The sequence below is a fragment of the Streptomyces sp. NPDC005017 genome, from assembly GCF_042873115.1.
GTDB lineage: Bacteria > Actinomycetota > Actinomycetes > Streptomycetales > Streptomycetaceae > Streptomyces.
In genome coordinates this window covers 89,478-106,324 of record NZ_JBIALD010000001.1, presented here as the reverse complement: position 1 = coordinate 106,324, position 16,847 = coordinate 89,478, and the positions used below count along the sequence as shown (strand labels likewise).

The 16,847-nt window shown below is 73.1% G+C and carries 14 protein-coding genes; 5 read left to right on the top strand and 9 right to left on the bottom strand.

The genetic code is table 11. The features are described from left to right. Positions 1-48: 48 nt before the first annotated feature. Positions 49-1,557: an aldehyde dehydrogenase family protein gene (locus ACFYR0_RS00380; protein WP_389319903.1), complete on the bottom strand. Its 1,509-nt coding sequence runs from the start codon at positions 1,555-1,557 to the stop codon at positions 49-51. Positions 1,558-1,761: 204 nt separating this feature from the next. Here ACFYR0_RS00380 and ACFYR0_RS00375 point away from each other — a divergent pair, with 204 nt between their 5' ends. Then, positions 1,762-2,547: a hypothetical protein gene (locus ACFYR0_RS00375; protein WP_389319900.1), complete on the top strand. Its 786-nt coding sequence runs from the start codon at positions 1,762-1,764 to the stop codon at positions 2,545-2,547. A 671-nt stretch (positions 2,548-3,218) separates the two neighbouring features. Here ACFYR0_RS00375 and ACFYR0_RS00370 read toward each other — a convergent pair. The 4 genes from ACFYR0_RS00370 to ACFYR0_RS00355 form a co-directional block, all read right to left on the bottom strand. Next, positions 3,219-4,208 carry a malate dehydrogenase gene (locus ACFYR0_RS00370; protein ID WP_389319897.1) on the bottom strand — a complete coding sequence of 330 codons (990 nt, stop codon included), beginning with the start codon at positions 4,206-4,208 and terminating at the stop codon, positions 3,219-3,221. A gap of 444 nt (positions 4,209-4,652) precedes the next feature. Continuing rightward, the gene (locus ACFYR0_RS00365; protein WP_389319894.1) at positions 4,653-5,831 is read right to left on the bottom strand and encodes a DUF2690 domain-containing protein; all 1,179 of its coding nucleotides are present in this window, start codon (positions 5,829-5,831) and stop codon (positions 4,653-4,655) included. 413 nt (positions 5,832-6,244) lie between these two features. After that, positions 6,245-6,718: a DUF3017 domain-containing protein gene (locus ACFYR0_RS00360; protein ID WP_389319891.1), complete on the bottom strand. Its 474-nt coding sequence runs from the start codon at positions 6,716-6,718 to the stop codon at positions 6,245-6,247. Further along, positions 6,705-7,562, bottom strand: a complete 858-nt coding sequence (locus tag ACFYR0_RS00355; RefSeq protein WP_389319888.1) for a bifunctional methylenetetrahydrofolate dehydrogenase/methenyltetrahydrofolate cyclohydrolase — start codon at positions 7,560-7,562, stop codon at positions 6,705-6,707. The genes ACFYR0_RS00360 and ACFYR0_RS00355 overlap by 14 nt, the downstream gene beginning before the upstream one ends. Positions 7,563-7,835: 273 nt before the next feature. On the opposite strand from ACFYR0_RS00355, the gene ACFYR0_RS00350 reads away from it, so the two are divergent. Next, on the top strand, positions 7,836-8,402 hold the full coding sequence (locus ACFYR0_RS00350) for a hypothetical protein (protein ID WP_389319885.1): 567 nt from the start codon (positions 7,836-7,838) through the stop codon (positions 8,400-8,402). A gap of 263 nt (positions 8,403-8,665) precedes the next feature. After that, positions 8,666-9,247, top strand: coding sequence for a peptidoglycan-binding protein (locus ACFYR0_RS00345; protein WP_389319883.1), 582 nt, complete (start codon positions 8,666-8,668; stop codon positions 9,245-9,247). A 71-nt stretch (positions 9,248-9,318) separates the two neighbouring features. Here the strand turns inward: ACFYR0_RS00345 and purH are convergent, their stop codons facing one another. Both purH and purN read right to left on the bottom strand, forming a co-directional pair. After that, entirely contained in the window at positions 9,319-10,884 is a 1,566-nt protein-coding gene (gene purH, locus ACFYR0_RS00340; protein WP_389319880.1) for a bifunctional phosphoribosylaminoimidazolecarboxamide formyltransferase/IMP cyclohydrolase, read from the bottom strand. After that, positions 10,881-11,510: a phosphoribosylglycinamide formyltransferase gene (purN, locus tag ACFYR0_RS00335; protein WP_389319877.1), complete on the bottom strand. Its 630-nt coding sequence runs from the start codon at positions 11,508-11,510 to the stop codon at positions 10,881-10,883. Before purN ends, purH begins: the two co-directional genes overlap by 4 nt. 313 nt (positions 11,511-11,823) lie before the next feature. Here purN and ACFYR0_RS00330 point away from each other — a divergent pair, with 313 nt between their 5' ends. Continuing rightward, positions 11,824-12,624 (top strand): hypothetical protein, encoded by an 801-nt coding sequence (locus tag ACFYR0_RS00330; RefSeq protein ID WP_389319874.1) that lies wholly within the window; start codon positions 11,824-11,826, stop codon positions 12,622-12,624. Between the two features lie 27 nt (positions 12,625-12,651). On the opposite strand, the gene ACFYR0_RS00325 is transcribed toward ACFYR0_RS00330, so the two are convergent. Next, a complete protein-coding gene (locus tag ACFYR0_RS00325; RefSeq protein WP_389319871.1) occupies positions 12,652-14,394 on the bottom strand; it encodes a DUF6350 family protein in 1,743 nt (580 codons plus the stop codon). 97 nt (positions 14,395-14,491) lie between these two features. Between ACFYR0_RS00325 and ACFYR0_RS00320 the strand changes: the two genes are divergently transcribed. Beyond that, entirely contained in the window at positions 14,492-15,874 is a 1,383-nt protein-coding gene (locus tag ACFYR0_RS00320) for a helix-turn-helix domain-containing protein (protein ID WP_389319868.1), read from the top strand. Between the two features lie 82 nt (positions 15,875-15,956). Here ACFYR0_RS00320 and sucD read toward each other — a convergent pair whose 3' ends face one another. Next, positions 15,957-16,841, bottom strand: coding sequence for a succinate--CoA ligase subunit alpha (sucD, locus tag ACFYR0_RS00315; protein ID WP_386377411.1), 885 nt, complete (start codon positions 16,839-16,841; stop codon positions 15,957-15,959). Positions 16,842-16,847: the final 6 nt, after the last annotated feature.

Genomic DNA, 16,847 nt, shown 5'->3' with positions numbered 1-16,847 from the left:
GCGTGGGGGCCTGGGGACTCGGGGGTCCTGAGGGACCGGGGCGGCGGGTCAGCCTCCGAACCAGCGGACCGGACGGGGCGCCAGGTTCTGGTAGACGTGCTTGGCCTCCCGGTACTCGGCGAGCCCGGAGGGGCCCAGTTCCCGGCCCACTCCGCTGCGGCCGAAGCCGCCCCACTCCGCCTGCGGCAGGTAGGGGTGGAAGTCGTTGATCCAGACGGTGCCGTGCCGCATCCGGTCCGCGACCCGCCGGGCCCGCCCCGCGTCGGCGGTCCACACCGCGCCCGCCAGGCCGTACTCGGTGTCGTTGGCGAGGAACACCGCCTCGTCCTCCGTGCGGAACGTCTCGACGGTGAGCACCGGGCCGAAGATCTCCTCGCGGACGACCTTCATCCCGCGGTGGCAGGCGTCGAGCACGGTCGGCTCGTAGAACCAGCCGGGCCCCTCGGGGCGCTTGCCGCCGGTGCGCAGTACGGCGCCCTCCGCCAGCGCGGAGGCGACGTGGGCCTCGACCTTGGCGCGGTGCTGCTCGGAGACGAGCGGGCCGCACTCGACGCCGTCCTCGGTGCCGCGGCCCAGGCGGATCCGGGAGGCGCGCAGGGCGAGTTCGGCGACGAAACGGTCGCGGACGGACTCCTCGACGATGAGGCGGGAGCCGGCCGAGCAGACCTGGCCGCTGTGGATGAAGGCGGCGTTGAGGGCCTGGTCGACGGCGGTGTCGAAGCCCTCCTCGCTCGCACAGGCGTCGGCGAAGACGACGTTGGGGTTCTTGCCGCCGAGTTCGAGGGCGACCTTCTTCACCGAGACCGCCGCGGCCTGGGCGACCTTGACGCCGCTGGCCAGGCCGCCGGTGAAGGAGACCAGGTCGACGTCGGGGTGCTCGGCGAGCCGCACGCCGGCCGAACCGCCGGGTCCCGTCACGAGGTTGGCCACGCCGTCGGGCAGTCCGGCCTCGACGAGCAGGTCGATCAGGGCGATCGTCGTCAGCGGCGTGATCTCGCTCGGCTTGACGACGAAGGTGTTCCCGGCGGCCAGGGCCGGGGCGATCTTCCAACTGGCCTGGAGCAGGGGGTAGTTCCAGGGCGTGATCAGCGCGCAGACGCCGACGGGCTCGTGCACGACGACGCTGTGCACCTCGGGGGTGCCCGCGTCCACGACCCGGCCCGGGGCCTCGGCGGCGACCAGGTCGGCGAAGTAGCGGAAGGCGTCGGCGACGCAGTCGATGTCGACGCGGCCCTCCTCGACGGTCTTGCCCGCGTCGCGGCTCTCCAGCAGGCCGAGGCGCTCGCGGTCGCGCACGAGCAGGGCGGCGACGCGGCGCAGCAGGGCGGCGCGCTCCGCGGCGGGCGTGCGCGGCCAGGACCCCTGTCCGCCGTCGAAGGCGCGGCGGGCCGCCTCGACGGCCAGGTCCGCGTCCTTCTCGTCGCCCTCCGCGACGACCGCGAAGGGCAGGCCGTCCGCCGGGTCGAGGATCTCGCGCGTCGCGCCCGAGGCCGCGTCGCGCCACTGTCCTGCCACGTGGACGGTCCGCCCGGTCCGATGTTCCGCTGTGTCCGCCATTGCCTGGTTCTGCCTTCCGTTCCTGTTCCGTGCCCCTGTGTCACTCGCGTGTCACTGTCGGGGACCGGGTTCGCCTGCCCCTCCGGTACGAGGGCATGCGGAATCCGCGGTCGAAAGTGCTCGGCGTCACTGAGAATCCCGGCAAACGGGCCATCTCGCCGCAGGATGTGCGGGCAAAAGGTGCGAAACGTACGCTGAGGGGACATGCGCACCGGAGGTGACGCCATGGCCGCACGAAGGCTGACGACCTGCCTGGCGGCGAGCGCGGCCCTGCTCCTCGCGCCCGCCCTCGCCCCGGTCGCCCGGGCGTCCGACGGTGACGACCTCTCCGCCCGCGAACTGGCCGACCAGGCGCGGAACAACCTTCTCGACGCCGAGTCCGTCCATCTGAGGCTGACGGACCGGAGCAAGGGCGTGGAGGTCAGCAGCACCCAGCCGACCTCGATGGACCTCGCCCTGGACCGCGACGGCAACTGCGCGGGCGAGATGGAGATGGGCCGGGACGGCGGCACCGTGGAGATCGTCAAACAGGGCGACGAGGTGTGGATGCAGCCGGACACCGACTTCTGGAAGGCCCAGGTGCCCGGCAGCCAGGGCGAGGCGGCGGCCGAGCTGTTCGAGAACCGCTGGATCCACGGCTCCACCGACGACGCCCTGCTCAAGGGCATGGCCGACACCTGCGACCTGAAGACCTTCCAGAAGGACATCGGCGCGGGCAACGGCACGGCGCCCACCCTGGCCAAGGGCGGGAAGACCGAACGCGACGGCACCGAGGTCTTCCCGCTGACCGGCAGGGAGAACGGCACCACCCTGACGATGTACGTCACCGCCGACTCCCCGCACCGCGCGATCCTGATCACCCAGCGCGGCGACGGCACGGACATGTCCGTCACCTTCAAGGACTACGACAAGCCGGTCCCCACCCGGACACCGCCTCCCGGCGAGAGCGTCGACGTGAGCAGGCTCCAGGAGGAACTCCAGAGCATCTGACACCGCGGCGACCCTCCGGGTACACCCGAACTCCCTCGCCGCACGGGCACCTGGTGCACCGCCTCAACGCGGCACCGGAGGCGACGGACCGAGCCGGAATCGGCCTGCTGTCCCCTGGAAGAGTCCAGTAACGCCGCAAGGCCCCTGCCGCGGTGAGCGGAAGGGGCCTTGCGATATGGAGCGCCGGGCAGGCCTTGCACCTGCATTTCCCCGCAGGAAGCGGGGCGTCTTTCCTTGGACCACCAACGCACAGTCGACTTCAGGAAGTTCCGTCGGCCGGTGTGTGATCAACTATACCGCACCCCCACCCCAAAATCACCCACCCCCAACGATCCCTCTCGGAGGCGCGAGGTCGGGGGGCGCGAGCCTTTTTGGGGGCGCGGGGAACTGCGCAACCTTCCAGGGACGCGGGGAACCACGCGATCTTCGAGGGACGCGAGGACCCACCCACCCCTTAGAGGCGCGGGGAACTGCGCGATCTTTAAGGGACGCGAGGACCCACCCACCCCCTAGGGGCGCGGGGAACTGCGCGATCTTTAAGGGACGCGGGGAACTGCGCAACCCGGGCCACGGGCAACCGCTCCACCCCGAGGCCCAGTTGACGCCGACCGCAGGTTACGCGCGCGGCCGGCCGCACAGTCCCCCGCCCCTCAACACCGAGGCAGGGCGACTCAGATGAGCCCGAGCGCCCGCACCGCCTCGCGCTCCTCCGCAAGCTCCTGAACGGACGCGTCGATCCGCGCACGGGAGAACTCGTTGACGTCCAGCCCCTGCACGATCTCGTACTTGCCGTCCCTGCAGGTGACGGGGAAGGAGGAGATCAGACCCTCCGGCACGCCGTAGGAGCCGTCCGACGGAATACCCATGGAGGTCCAGTCACCCTCGGCCGTGCCGTTCACCCAGGTGTGCACGTGGTCGATCGCGGCGTTGGCCGCGGAGGCCGCGGACGAGGCGCCACGGGCCTCGATGATCGCCGCACCGCGCTTGGCGACGGTCGGGATGAAGTCCTCGGCCAGCCACTTCTCGTCGCTGACGACCTCCGCGGCGTTCTTGCCCGCGACCGTGGCGTGGAAGATGTCCGGGTACTGGGTGGCGGAGTGGTTGCCCCAGATCGTCAGACGCTTGATGTCGGCGACCGTGGTGCCGGTCTTCTTCGCCAGCTGGGTCAGCGCGCGGTTGTGGTCCAGACGGGTCATCGCGGTGAAGCGCTCCGCCGGGACGTCCGGGGCGGCGGCCTGCGCGATGAGCGCGTTGGTGTTGGCCGGGTTGCCGACGACCAGGACCTTGATGTCGTCCGCGGCGTTGTCGTTGATGGCCTTGCCCTGCGGCTTGAAGATGCCGCCGTTGGCGGAGAGCAGGTCCCCGCGCTCCATGCCCTTGGTGCGGGGGCGGGCACCGACGAGGAGGGCTACGTTGGCGCCGTCGAAGGCGACGTTCGGGTCGTCCGAGATGTCGATCCCCTGGAGCAGCGGGAACGCGCAGTCGTCGAGCTCCATGGCCGTGCCCTCGGCGGCCTTGAGCGCCGGGGTGATCTCCAGCAGGCGCAGCTTGACCGGCACGTCCGCGCCGAGCAGCTGGCCGGAGGCGATGCGGAAGAGCAGGGCGTAACCGATCTGGCCGGCCGCGCCGGTGACGGTGACGTTCACGGGAGTGCGGGTCATGGCGTTCTCCGTATGAAGCTGGGGGTGGGGCGGCACTGCCCCGGTGCGGACGTACAGATGATCGATCTCTTGGCATCAAGAGACTTCAGCGGTCAGGCTATCGCGCCCGCGTGATCCCCGACGTCCGGGTCGGTGTGGCCCGTCCCACAGGATGGGCCCGAACGGCGAGAACGAGCCTGCCGGCGCGAACGGCCGCCGCCCCGGCGGAAGGTGCCCGCGCGAACCGTCCGGGCCGCCTGTCGCGAACGCGGACGGCGGTGGCGGGGCGGGCCGCCGTGAACGCGGACGGCGGCCGCCCGTCCGGGAGAGGCAGAGACGGGACGGCCGCCGGGCGGGGGACCGATCTGACCGGACTCCCGTGGGGGTACGGGACGCGTGCCCCGTATCCCGGCGGCCATTCCTGTTCCCGCGGATTTCCCGGAAAGAATCCCCGGGTTCGTGGCGTCAGTCCGTGCAGCCGGTCGTCCCGGCCGCCAGCGTCACGCACGCGACCGCGTCGCCCGCGTCCTTCACGGCCACCATCGGCGTGTACGCGCTGGTGTCACCCGCCTGGGTGATGTCGCCGGTCTCGGTGGCCTTGCCGGCCGTCACCTTCACCTCGTCGCCGGGCGCGGCGGCGGTGATCCGGCCCCACGCGGTCTGGCAGGTCTCGCTGTAACGGACCTCCACGACGGTCGTGCCGACGGTGGCGGTCGCGGCGGTGGTCACCAGGTCGCCGCTGCACCCCATGGCCTCCGCGTCCTTGCCGGTGCAGGTCTCGCCGAGGCAGTCCACGCCCGGCGGCAGCACGGGTTCCTTGGTGACGGTGGGCGAGGGCTTGGTGCCGCCCTCGTTCTTCTTGTCGCCGTCGCGGTTGGTGAACAGGTACGCGCCGACCAGCACGACCACCACGCCGACCACGCCCGCGAGGAGCATCGGCGTCCGCCGTCCGCCCTTGCCGCGGCCGCCCGTGCGGGGGCCGCTGGGGGGCGCGCCGAACGTGCCCGCGGGCTGCGCCGCGTGTGCGCCGGAGGGCGCCGCGGGGGCCGACGGACCCGCCGGGCCCTCGCCGGGGCGGCGCCCGCTCGGGGAGGGCCCGCGGTATCCGGCGATGTTCCAGGAGTTGACGGACGACGCGTCGTCGTCGGAGGGCCCCGCGGCGCGCGGCGGCACGGCGTCGCGCACGTCGGCGTCCGCACCCGACGGGTGCACGGGCACGCCCGGCATGGCCGTCGTGCGGCCCGCCCCGGACGGCCTCGACGACCCCGACGACCCGGAGCGCCCGGCGCCCCCCGGCTGCGGCCCGAACTCGCTGAGCGCGGCCCGGGCCTGCGATATCCGGATCGCCTCCATGGTCATGTCGTGCCGCATCTCCGAACGGCTCCAGGCGCGCTCGGCGAGCTCCCACATGGTGGTCAGGTGGACCGGGTTGGTGCCGGTGACCTCGGCGAGGGCGACGATCGCACCTTTGGGCGCGAGCAGCCGTCCGTTCAGATAGCGCTCCCAGGACGTCTTGCTGTAGCCCGTGCGGTCGGAGACCGCGGCGACGCTCAGGCCGCTGCGGTCCACCAGGCGCCGCAGCTGGCTGGTGAACTCTCTGACCTGTGGATCGAGTTCATCGGGCAAGGCCTTCCAGCGAGGCATTGCGTTCCCCCTCTTCCCCCCGGTACGTGCTCAATGGTCTCCCCCCGCGCATGGTCGCCCGCCTGCCGAGTCCCGTGCTGGCTACTCTCAGGGATGCGCCCGCTCAGGATCTCAGTTCCCGGGGTGGGGGCGCACGGGAGCGTCCGGACCTGTGGCGATGCACCGTTGCACGCCGTCCGGCCCGCGGTCCAGTGTTCCACCGACTTCGTCGGGGCGCGGCGGCAACCCCCTGGTAAATCGGCCCACGCAGGCGTTCAGGACGTCCGGGAACGTCCCGGTCCAGGACGAAACGTCCAGGGACGTCGAGCCCGCGGAGCGCGTCCGCGAACTTGTCAATACATCGACACAACGGACACGGATACGTGACCTCACGCGTCCCGCCGCCTCCTGAGAGGTCGCGGGACGCGCCGCGGTCAGCCGTCGACCGTGAAGTGCAGGGTGTCCTTCAGGAACGGGACCTCCAGCCACGGATCCGGCTGGACCATCAGCGCCAGCAGCACGATCGCCAGCCCCAGCACCCCGTACGTGACGATGTCCGTGAAGCGGGAGCGCACGGCGAGCATGCCGACGCCGGGCAGCAGCCAGCGCAGCAGCGCCCCGCCGAGCAGGGCGGCGCCGATCAGCAGCGTGCCGACGCGGAAGCGGTCCAGCGCGGTGACCAGCAGACCGGCTGCGACCGTGCCGAGCACGACGAGCATCGGCCACTGCCGGGCGGGCGCGGGCGCGGCACCGGAGGCGGCCCTGCCCCCGCCCTCGGGCCGCGCGGTGTCCGCGGTGGTCCGGGGGAAGCGCCGGGTCGTACGGCGCGGGTGCCCCTCGGCGTCGGGCGCGCTGACCGCGTCCCGTACCTGGGGCCCGTCGCTCTCGGGGTTCCTACCGTCCGACACTGCGCTCCGCCGCCTCGACGACGTTGACCAGCAGCTGGGCCCGGGTCATGGGGCCGACACCGCCGGGGTTGGGGGAGACCCAGCCGGCCACCTCGCGCACGTCCGGGTGGACGTCGCCGACGATCCTGCCCTCGGCGCTGCGGGAGACACCGACGTCGAGGACGGCCGCGCCCGGCTTGACGTCCTCGGCGCGGATCAGATGGGCGGAACCGGCGGCGGCGACGATGACGTCGGCGCGCTTGAGGTGGGCCGACAGGTCGCGGGTGCCGGTGTGGCACTGGGTCACGGTGGCGTTCTCGCTGCGGCGGGTCAGCAGCAGCGGCATCGGGCGCCCGATGGTCACACCGCGGCCGACGACCACGACCTCGGCGCCCTTGATCTCCACGCCGTAACGGCGCAGCAGGGTGAGGACGCCGTTGGGGGTGCAGGGCAGCGGGGCGGGCTCGTTGAGGACGAGCCGGCCGAGGTTCATCGGGTGCAGACCGTCGGCGTCCTTGGCCGGGTCCATCAGCTCCAGGATGCGGTTCTCGTCGATGCCGCGGGGCAGCGGCAGCTGGACGATGTAACCGGTGCAGGCCGGGTCCTCGTTGAGCTCCCGGACGACCGTCTCGATCTCCTCCTGGGTGGCCGTGGCGGGCAGTTCGCGCTGGATGGAGGCGATGCCGACCTCCGCGCAGTCGCGGTGCTTGCCGGCGACGTACTTCTGGCTGCCGGGGTCCTCCCCCACGAGAATGGTGCCGAGGCCGGGCGTGACGCCCTTCTCCTTCAGCGCCGCCACGCGGGCGGTCAGATCGGACTTGATCGCGGCTGCGGTGGCCTTGCCATCGAGAATCTGGGCGGTCATGACCCCATCCTCCCGGATGACCGCCCCCTGGTTCCAATCCGGGTCCGCGCGGGTGCCCCGGCCGGCGATACGCCCGCTTGCGCCCAAGATCGACGAGGTTGCACTTGCACAACACCTCCGCTCCCCGGCTGGACAAGGCCTCGGCCGCTGAAGAACGATGAGCGGCACAGTGCCGCGGACAGTACCGGGGGGACCAACCGCATCTGTCGAACTCTCCTCCGCACAGTGCCGCGCCTCGTCCCCGCACTCGGAAACAACGGAGGAAACAGCGCCATGAGTTTCGGCGATCCCAACAACCCCTATGGCGCCCCCCAGGGCCAGCAGGGCTACGGCCAGCCCGGTTACGGCCAGCCGCAGCAGCCCGGCTACGGCTACCCGGCCGCCCCGCCGGTCGGCGGCTACGCCCCGCAGGCGCCGACGTCGATGCCGGGCACGGTGAGCACGGCCCGCATCCTGCTGTGGATCATCGTGGGCTTCCAGCTCCTGGGCACGGCCCTGTTCGCGTTCTCGGCCGCGAGCGTCAAGGCCGCGCAGGACGACGAGCGGCTCAAGGACGACGCCGCCTTCCAGCAGCTCGCCGACTACTCGGCCGGCATGCTGTGGGGTCTGACCGCGTTCGCCCTGGCCTGGGGCGTGTTCGCGCTCGTGCTGGCGCTGAAGTTCGGCAGCGGCGGCAACGGCGCGCGCATCACGATCCTGGTGTTCGCCATCATCACGGCGATCCTGGGCCTCTACCCGTTCATCGTGGTCGGCCTCGTCCACACCGTCCTCGCCATCCTGGTCGCCGTGTTCGTCGGCAACCAGGCGGGCTCGGCCTGGTTCAACCGCCCGCGCTACTGAATCGTTTCGCCAACACTCGAGGGCCGTACCCCCGCCGGGGGTACGGCCCTCGGTGCGTATCGGGACACTTCGCGCGGCCGCGCAATCGGCGCCCTCCCGGTGCAACCGGACGGGCGCCCGGGGACGTCTGGACGCACAACGGCGGTTGGCCGAGAGCCGCACCACCGGCCACGCCGTACGCACCCGCGAGCGCCCCTGGGGTTGTCATGCCCCGGACGCCCGGGCCGGCCGTACCAGGCCATACCAAGGGGGAAGGAAGAACCATGAACATGCGGACCACCCGGGCCCGTGTCACCACCGGCGCCGTAGCAGCCCTGGCAGCCGGGGCCCTGGCGCTGGGCGCCTCGCCGGCCTCCGCCGCCGCATCCGACGGGTACGTCAGCGGCAGCGGAACGTTCTACGACGACTTCGGCGACGAGGGGAACCTCTCGACCTCCTCGCACAGCACGTCCAACGCGACCTGCTTCTGGCAGATCATCCTCTACGCGGAGGGCGTCAAGGAGAGCGACGGCACCCTCTACGACAAGTCGGACATCGACGGGGAGTTCGGCCCGAACACCAAGTACGCCACCAAGCAGCTCCAGAGGGCCTGGGGGCTGACGCAGGACGGCATCGTCGGCAAGAGGACCTTCGGTGCCGCCGACGAGAAGTGGAACGCCTCGACCGGCGCGGGCGAGCTGGAGTACCGGGCGTACAGCTCCAACGCGAGCACCCGCTACAAGCTGCGCTACCACGGCTCCCGGTACTACTTCGACATCTACCGGGCCGCGAACGGCAAGTACCGCTTCTTCCACAACAACAAGTGGATGTACGCCTCGTACAACGGCACCGGCTGCGCCTCCTGACACAGGACGGCGCGGGACGGAACAGGGAGGGTGTCCCCGGTCCGGGGGTACCCTCCCTGCGTCCGGGCGCGTCAGTGGAAGAAGTGGCGCGTCCCCGTGAAGTACATCGTGACGCCCGCCTTCTTCGCGGCCTCCACGACCAGCTCGTCACGGACCGAACCGCCCGGCTGCACCACGGCCTTCACCCCGGCCGCGACCAGGATCTCCAGGCCGTCGGGGAAGGGGAAGAAGGCGTCGGAGGCGGCGTAGGAGCCCTGGGCGCGCTCGGCGCCCGCGCGCTCGACGGCCAGCTTGGCGGAGTCGACGCGGTTGACCTGGCCCATGCCGACGCCCACCGAGGCACCGTCCTTGGCGAGCAGGATGGCGTTGGACTTCACCGCGCGGCAGGCCTTCCAGGCGAAGGACAGCTCGGCCAGCTCCTCGGCGGACAGCGCCTCGCCCGTCGCCAGGGTCCAGTTGGCCGGGTCGTCGCCGTCGGCCTGGAGGCGGTCGGTGACCTGGAGCAGCGCGCCGCCGTCGACGGGCTTGAGCTCGACCGGGGCCGCGGGCGCGGCCGGGGCCTTCAGCACCCGGATGTTCTTCTTCTTGGCGAGCGCCTCCAGGGCGCCCTCCTCGTAGTCCGGCGCCACGATGACCTCGGTGAAGATCTCCGCGACCTGCTCGGCCATCTCCCTGCTGACCGGGCGGTTGACGGCGATCACACCGCCGAACGCGGACAGCGGGTCGCAGGCGTGCGCCTTGCGGTGCGCCTCGGCGACGTCCGCGCCGACCGCGATGCCGCACGGGTTGGCGTGCTTGATGATCGCCACGGCCGGCTCGTCGTGGTCGTACGCGGCACGGCGGGCGGCGTCCGTGTCCGTGTAGTTGTTGTACGACATCTCCTTGCCGTGCAGCTGCTCGGCCTCGGCGAGGCCGGCGCCGCTGCCGTCGACGTAGAGGGCGGCGGGCTGGTGCGGGTTCTCGCCGTAGCGCAGGGTGTTCTTGCGCTCCCAGGTGGCGCCCAGGAAGTCGGGGAACCGCGACTCGTCGACGGGCGCGTACTCGGAGGCGAACCAGCTCGCGACGGCCACGTCGTAGGCGGCGGTGTGCTGGAAGGCCTCCCCCGCGAGCCGCTTGCGGGCGGCGAGGTCGAAGCCGCCGTCCTTCACGGCCGCGAGGACGTCGGTGTACCGCTCGGGGCTGGTGACCACGGCGACGGAGGGGTGGTTCTTCGCGGCGGCGCGGACCATGGACGGGCCGCCGATGTCGATCTGCTCGACGCACTCGTCGGGCGTGGCACCCGAGGCGACGGTCTCGCGGAACGGGTAGAGGTTCACGACCACCAGGTCGAACGGCTCGACACCCAGCTCGGCGAGCTGCTCGCGGTGGCTGTCCAGCCGCAGGTCGGCGAGGATGCCCGCGTGCACCCGGGGGTGCAGCGTCTTGACCCGACCGTCCAGGCACTCGGGGAAGCCGGTCAGCTCCTCGACCTTGGTGACGGGGACGCCCGCCGCGGCGATGCGCCCGGCGGTGGAGCCGGTGGAGACGAGCTCGACACCCGCCTCGTGCAGCCCACGCGCGAGGTCCTCGAGCCCGGTCTTGTCGTAGACGCTGACGAGCGCCCGGCGAATCGGCCTCTTGTTGCTCTCGGCGGTCACTGGATTACTACCTTTCGTCCCTCGATGCGATAGCCGTCGCGCGCCAGGCGCCCCACGACGTCGACGAGCAGCCTTCGCTCGACTTCCTTGATGCGCTCGTGCAGAGCGCTCTCGTCGTCCTCGTCCCGGACCTCCACCACGCCCTGGGCGATGATCGGGCCGGTGTCGACGCCGTCGTCGACGAAGTGGACGGTGCAGCCGGTGACCCGGGCGCCGTAGGCGAGCGCGTCGCGCACACCGTGGGCTCCGGGAAAACTGGGGAGGAGCGCCGGGTGGGTGTTCACGAACCGGCCGCCGAAGCGGGCCAGGAACTCCTTGCCGACGATCTTCATGAACCCGGCGGAGACCACCAGATCGGGTTCGTACGCGGACACGGCCTCGGCGAGGGCGGCGTCCCACTCCTCGCGGGTCCCGAAGTCCTTGACCCGGCACACGAAGGTCGGCAGCCCGGCGCGCTCGGCGCGGGCGAGCCCCTCGATGTCCGGGCGGTCGGCGCCTACGGCCACGATCTCGGCGCCGTAGGACCCGGGGCCGACGGCCTCGATCTCGTCGAGCAGCGCCTGGAGGTTGGTGCCGGATCCGGAGACCAGCACGACGAGGCGCTTGGCCACGGGCTTGGCGGCCACGGTGGGGCCCTTTCTCGGGGGTGCGTCTGTAACCGGCCGGGGTCGCACGTCCGTCATACTTGTACGTTCGTACGAATGCTTCGGGTCTCCCGATACGGGGAAGCCTACGAAGCGGGCGGCCGTCAGCAACGATACCGGCACTCCGGACGGCCCCCACGGGACGGGGGCGTGGCCGGGGGGTAGCGTCTGGGAGGAGCCGGGCCGGGAACGCGCCTCGCGCGCGGTGCGTTGAGCAGTCGACGGACCCGGTCGGCCCGTAGCCGTCAGTCGTTGCCACCAGTCGTTTATCACCAAGGGGAAGACGCCCACTTTGATGCCGGACCGAAGCCTGCGACTTCTCACGCTCCCCCCGCGGTCCGCGCGGGGCGGGGAGCGCGGCGGCCTGCTGTGGCGGGAGAGCCCCTCCTCGCCGCCGGACGCGCCTTCGGGCGGTCCCGAGGGCGGCGGCCGCGGTGGCCGGGACCAGGACGACAACCCCTTCGCCCCGCCGCCCGAGGGCACGCCCGACCGGCCGTGGCAGCCGCGGCACCCGTCCTCCGGCGACGGCCGGGGCGAGGACCGGGGCGGCGACGGCCGGGACGACGACTCCCCGTGGGGCAGTCAGTGGAGCGACCGCCAGCCCGGCCGCTCCCCCGGCGGCTTCGGCGACCGGCCCCGCGGCGACCAGGACGGCGGCCCCGGCGGCGGCAGGCCCGGCCCCGGCCCGCGCTGGGACCCCACCGACCCCGCCCAGCGCCGCGCTCGCTACGCGCTGCTCTCCGGTATGTGGGCCTTCTTCTTCGCCCTCTTCGGCTGGCCCTACGTCGGCCTGATGCTGGGCGCGCTCTCCCTGTACTGGGGCATCAGCTCGCTGCGCGCCAAGCCCCGTACCCCCGACCCCGACCAGCCCGCGCCGACGGCGGCGCCGCCGGGCCGCCCCCGGACCACCGCCGCCGTCGGCGGCCTGGTGACGGCGTCCCTGGCCATCGCCCTGGTCGGCGCGTCCTTCACCGCACAGCTGGTCTACCGCGACTACTACACCTGCACCCAGGACGCCCTCACCAACGAGGCGAAGCAGTCGTGCAGCGACCTCCTGCCGGAGGAGCTGCGCGGGGTGCTGGGAGTCGACCGCTAGCGCTCCCCGTGGTTCGGGGCCGGGCGCCTACGGGGTGTCGTCCCGGGGCGGGACTTCCGGGGTGCCCCCGGGCACGGCTTCCGGGGTGTCCCGGGGTGCGGCCTCCAGGGTGTCCCGGGGGCGGGCCTCGGGGGCGTCACGGGGTGCGGCCTCGGGGGTGTCCCGGGGCATGGCCGCTTCCCTCAGGGCCGCCCAGCGGGCCTCCCGGGTGAGGTCGTGCCAGGCGGGCGGCTCCGGTCCGGGGTCGGCGGGGAGGAAGTCGTACGGCCCGAAGGCCGGGTATCCGTCCGAGCTGTCGTCGGGGGCGGAGGGCGGCGCCCCGTCGCCGAACGGGTCCGGGGCCTCGGCGTCGTAGAGGCCGGTCGTCCGCCGGGACCGGGGCACGGGCTCGGCCTCGGGCCGTGCGGTCGGCCGCGCGGACGGCTTCACGGTCCCGGCCCGCTGTCCGGCGATCCTCAGGGCGCGCGGGACGCGGCCCCGGGAGCGCCATGTCTGTGCGCCCAGGGCCACCGGGAGCGCGACCAGCGCCCCCCAGAGCAGCGCCGCCGGTCCGGTCTGCCACCACACCGGACCGAAGCGGGCGAGTGCGGCCACCCCGAGGGAGCCGCCGGACAGCGCCGACGCCGCCGCGAGGCCCAGCGCGCACAGGGCGACCGCGAGCCCGGTGACGCGCGCGAGCCGCCTGACCGGCCAGGGATGATCCTCCGACGCCTCCTCGGGCTCGGCGGCGCGGGCCGTGAACCAGCCGACCGTCACCCCGGCCGCCAGCGGCACCGCCGCGGCCGCCCAGTTCGGGGCCGTGCCGGGGCCCGCCTCCGGAACCGCCGCCAGGAGCGGGAAGGGCGGCAGCAGCGGGGCGGGGTCGGAGGACAGAGGGTGCGTCACATGGCCGACGGCCAGGGCGAATCCGGGGCCCAGGGCGTAGCAGGCCGCCCAGATCGCGGCGTTGGGCAGCAGGGCGAGACAGATCAGCAGCACCGCGAACCGGCCCGACCAGCCCTCCGTGAGCTGCGCGAAGGACGCGCGGGCCGCGTCCCCGTGCCACACCAGCGAGGCCCCGACCAGCAGCGCGCCCCCGCCGAGGTGCACGGCGAGGCCCGCCGCCGCGGCCCGGGCCGCCGTGCCCAGTCCCTCGCGGGCCCCCGGGTCCAGGGCGACCCGTCGCGGGCCGGGCGGCAGCAGGAGCAGCAGGCCGTCGAGGATGTCGCGCGGCCGGCCGTACGCCGTCCAGACCCCGGCCCCGGCCGCCGCCGTCACCACCAGCGGCAGACAGACGCCGGTCCAGGGCCAGTGGGGCCGCAGGCCGCCCGCGGCGGCGTACAGCGCGACGGGCGCGGCGACCGCGAGATAGCCGAGGACCACCCCGGCCCACGCGGTGCGCCAGTCGACCGGAGGCCCGTCCTCGCCCGCTTCCACCGCGTCCCGGGCCGCCCGGTGCAGCAGCCACAGCGGCAGGGCGAGCAGCAGCAGCGGGGTGAGGCCCACCGGGGCGGGCACACCGGAGAGGGTGTCGGCGCGGACCAGTTCGGCGCCGTGCCCGAGCAGCCACAGCGAGGCCGCGACGTTCAGGGCGCCGCCGGGACCGCTGTCGGGGTACGGCGAGCTGATCCAGAGCAGCATCACCGGAACGGTGAACGTCCCGAGGCCCAGGCCCGCCGCCAGCGCGCCGCCCAGGACACCGGCGACCGCTCCGGACGTACGTCTGCGCATCCGGGCGAGCACGAGCGACAACGGCGGCCGGCGGGCTGTCATCTGGATCACGCCCGCCATGCTCCCAACGTCACACGCATTCCCGTCGCAACAGGCGAACTTCCGACGTGTCACCCAATATGTGTTTCATGTTCTTTATCGCTCGAAGGGGCGTGCTGTGACGCAGAGCCCCACGCCCCCTCTCCCGCCCCCGAAGGAACGCCGACGCCTGCGTGAGGCCGGTTCGCTGACCCAGGGTCAGCTGGCCCGGCGGGTGGGGGTCACCCGCGAGACCGTGCGCGCGTGGGAGAGCGGGCGTACGGCTCCGCGGGGCCGCAAGGGCGAGGCGTACGCCAGGCTGCTCGCCTCGTTCACCCGTCCGGGCGACGAGCGGACCGCGCTTCCGGGCGACGCGGAGACCACCGGGGTGACGGCGGGTCAGCAGTCCATTCCCGTCGTGGCCGTGACGCGCGGACAGTCCGGGCCCGTCGCGGCCGAGGTGGTGGAGGGGCCGGAGCCCGTCGCGGCCGAGGGGCGGGAACAGTCCGGGCCCGTCGCGGCTGAGGTGGCGGAGGGGCCGGAGCCCGTCGCGGCCGAGGTGCGGGAACAGACCGTGCCCGTCGCGGCCGAGGTGGCGGAGGGGCCGGAGCCAGTCGCGGCCGAGGGGCGGGAACAGACCGGGCCCGTCGCCGCCGAGGGGCGGGAACAGACCGGGTCCGTCGCCGCCGAGGGGCGGGAAGAGGACGCCGGGGCCGGTGGGTCGTCGCTGACGCCGTCTCAGGCCTTCGACGCGCTGTACGCGTTCTGCGCCCCCGCGCTCGTACGCCAGACCTATCTGCTCAGCGGCCGGCGGGAGCTGGCCCGGGAGGCGGTCGAGCAGGCGTTCCAGCTGGCCTGGGACCGTTGGCCCGAGGTCGCCGTGGACCCCGACCCGGCGGGCTGGGTGCGGTCGGCCGCGTACGAGTACGCCCTCTCCCCCTGGCACCGCTTCCGTCCCCGCTACCGGCACCCCGAGCCGCCCCCCGCCGACGCCTCCGACCGGGCGCTGCTGGACGCGCTGCTGACGCTGCCGCCGCCGTACCGCCGCACGCTGGTCCTGCACGACGGCGTGGGGCTGCGGCTGCCGGAGACCGCGGCGGAGACGGAGGCGAGCACCCCGGCCGCCGCGCGTCGGCTGGTGCACGCCCGCGAGGCCGTCGCCGCGCGGCTGCCCGAGCTCTCCGACCCCACCACGCTCGGCCGGCGCCTGGCCGAGCTGGCCTCCGCGGAACGGCTGCGGGCCGCCCGGCCGACGGCCGTACGGGCGGGCAGCGAGCGGCGGGCACGGTTCTGGACGCGGGCCGCGATCGCCTTCACCGTCGCGATCATCGGCGCCACCGCGCTGACCGTGCGCAGCGCCCCCACGCACTACGAGCCCCCGGTGGCGCCCGGCGAGACCGTGCGGGGCCTGCCCCCGAAGGCGGCGCCCGGCCCGCTGTCGCAGGCCGAGCTGAAGCTGCGCGCCAAGCTGCGGCGCGAGGCGGCGAACGGACCGGAGCGGCTGCTGCCCACGGCCCGCTGAGACGTCCCCGGGTCAGGTCCCCGGAACAACGCGCGAGGCCCGCACCCCCGACGGGGTGCGGGCCTCGTGTCGCCTCGGGGCGTCAGCCGGCGAGGATCTCGCGGGCGAGCTTGGCGGTCTCGGTCGGCGTCTTGCCGACCTTGACACCGGCGGCCTCCAGGGCCTCCTTCTTCGCCTGGGCGGTGCCGGAGGAGCCGGAGACGATGGCGCCGGCGTGGCCCATGGTCTTGCCCTCGGGCGCGGTGAAGCCCGCGACGTAGCCCACGACAGGCTTGGTCACGTTCTTCGCGATGAAGTCCGCTGCCCGCTCCTCGGCGTCGCCGCCGATCTCGCCGATCATGACGATCAGGTCGGTGTCGGGGTCGTCCTGGAAGGCGGCCAGGGCGTCGATGTGCGTGGTGCCGATGATCGGGTCGCCACCGATGCCGACGGCCGTGGAGAAGCCGATGTCACGCAGCTCGTACATCATCTGGTACGTCAGCGTGCCGGACTTCGAGACCAGGCCGATACGGCCCGGCTTGGTGATGTCGCCCGGGATGATGCCGACGTTCGACTGGCCCGGGGTGATGATGCCGGGGCAGTTCGGGCCGATGATGCGGGTCTTGTTGCCCTTCTTGCCGGCGTACGACCAGAAGGCGGCCGTGTCGTGCACGGCGATGCCCTCGGTGATCACGACGGCCAGCGGGATCTCGGCGTCGATGGCCTCGACGACCGCGTCCTTGGTGAACTTCTCCGGCACGAAGATGACGGAGACGTTGGCGCCGGTGGCCTCGATGGCCTCCTTGACGGTGCCGAAGACCGGTACCTCGGTGCCGTCGAAGTCCACGGTGGTGCCCGCCTTGCGCGGGTTGACGCCGCCCACGACCTCGGTGCCGTCACCCAGCATGAGCTTGGTGTGCTTCATGCCGGTGGCGCCGGTCATGCCCTGGACGATGACCTTGCTGTCCTTGTTGAGCCAGATAGCCATGGTGTG

Bases quoted from the DNA above. Each gene is read 5' to 3' on its own strand.
- ACFYR0_RS00380 (WP_389319903.1), bottom strand. From the start codon at position 1,557: ATGGCGGACACAGCGGAACATCGGACCGGGCGGACCGTCCACGTGGCA.
- ACFYR0_RS00375 (WP_389319900.1), top strand. From the start codon at position 1,762: ATGCGCACCGGAGGTGACGCCATGGCCGCACGAAGGCTGACGACCTGC.
- ACFYR0_RS00370 (WP_389319897.1), bottom strand. From the start codon at position 4,208: ATGACCCGCACTCCCGTGAACGTCACCGTCACCGGCGCGGCCGGCCAG.
- ACFYR0_RS00365 (WP_389319894.1), bottom strand. From the start codon at position 5,831: ATGCCTCGCTGGAAGGCCTTGCCCGATGAACTCGATCCACAGGTCAGA.
- ACFYR0_RS00355 (WP_389319888.1), bottom strand. From the start codon at position 7,562: ATGACCGCCCAGATTCTCGATGGCAAGGCCACCGCAGCCGCGATCAAG.
- ACFYR0_RS00350 (WP_389319885.1), top strand. From the start codon at position 7,836: ATGAGTTTCGGCGATCCCAACAACCCCTATGGCGCCCCCCAGGGCCAG.
- ACFYR0_RS00345 (WP_389319883.1), top strand. From the start codon at position 8,666: ATGAACATGCGGACCACCCGGGCCCGTGTCACCACCGGCGCCGTAGCA.
- ACFYR0_RS00330 (WP_389319874.1), top strand. From the start codon at position 11,824: ATGCCGGACCGAAGCCTGCGACTTCTCACGCTCCCCCCGCGGTCCGCG.
- ACFYR0_RS00325 (WP_389319871.1), bottom strand. From the start codon at position 14,394: ATGGCGGGCGTGATCCAGATGACAGCCCGCCGGCCGCCGTTGTCGCTC.
- sucD (WP_386377411.1), bottom strand. From the start codon at position 16,841: ATGGCTATCTGGCTCAACAAGGACAGCAAGGTCATCGTCCAGGGCATG.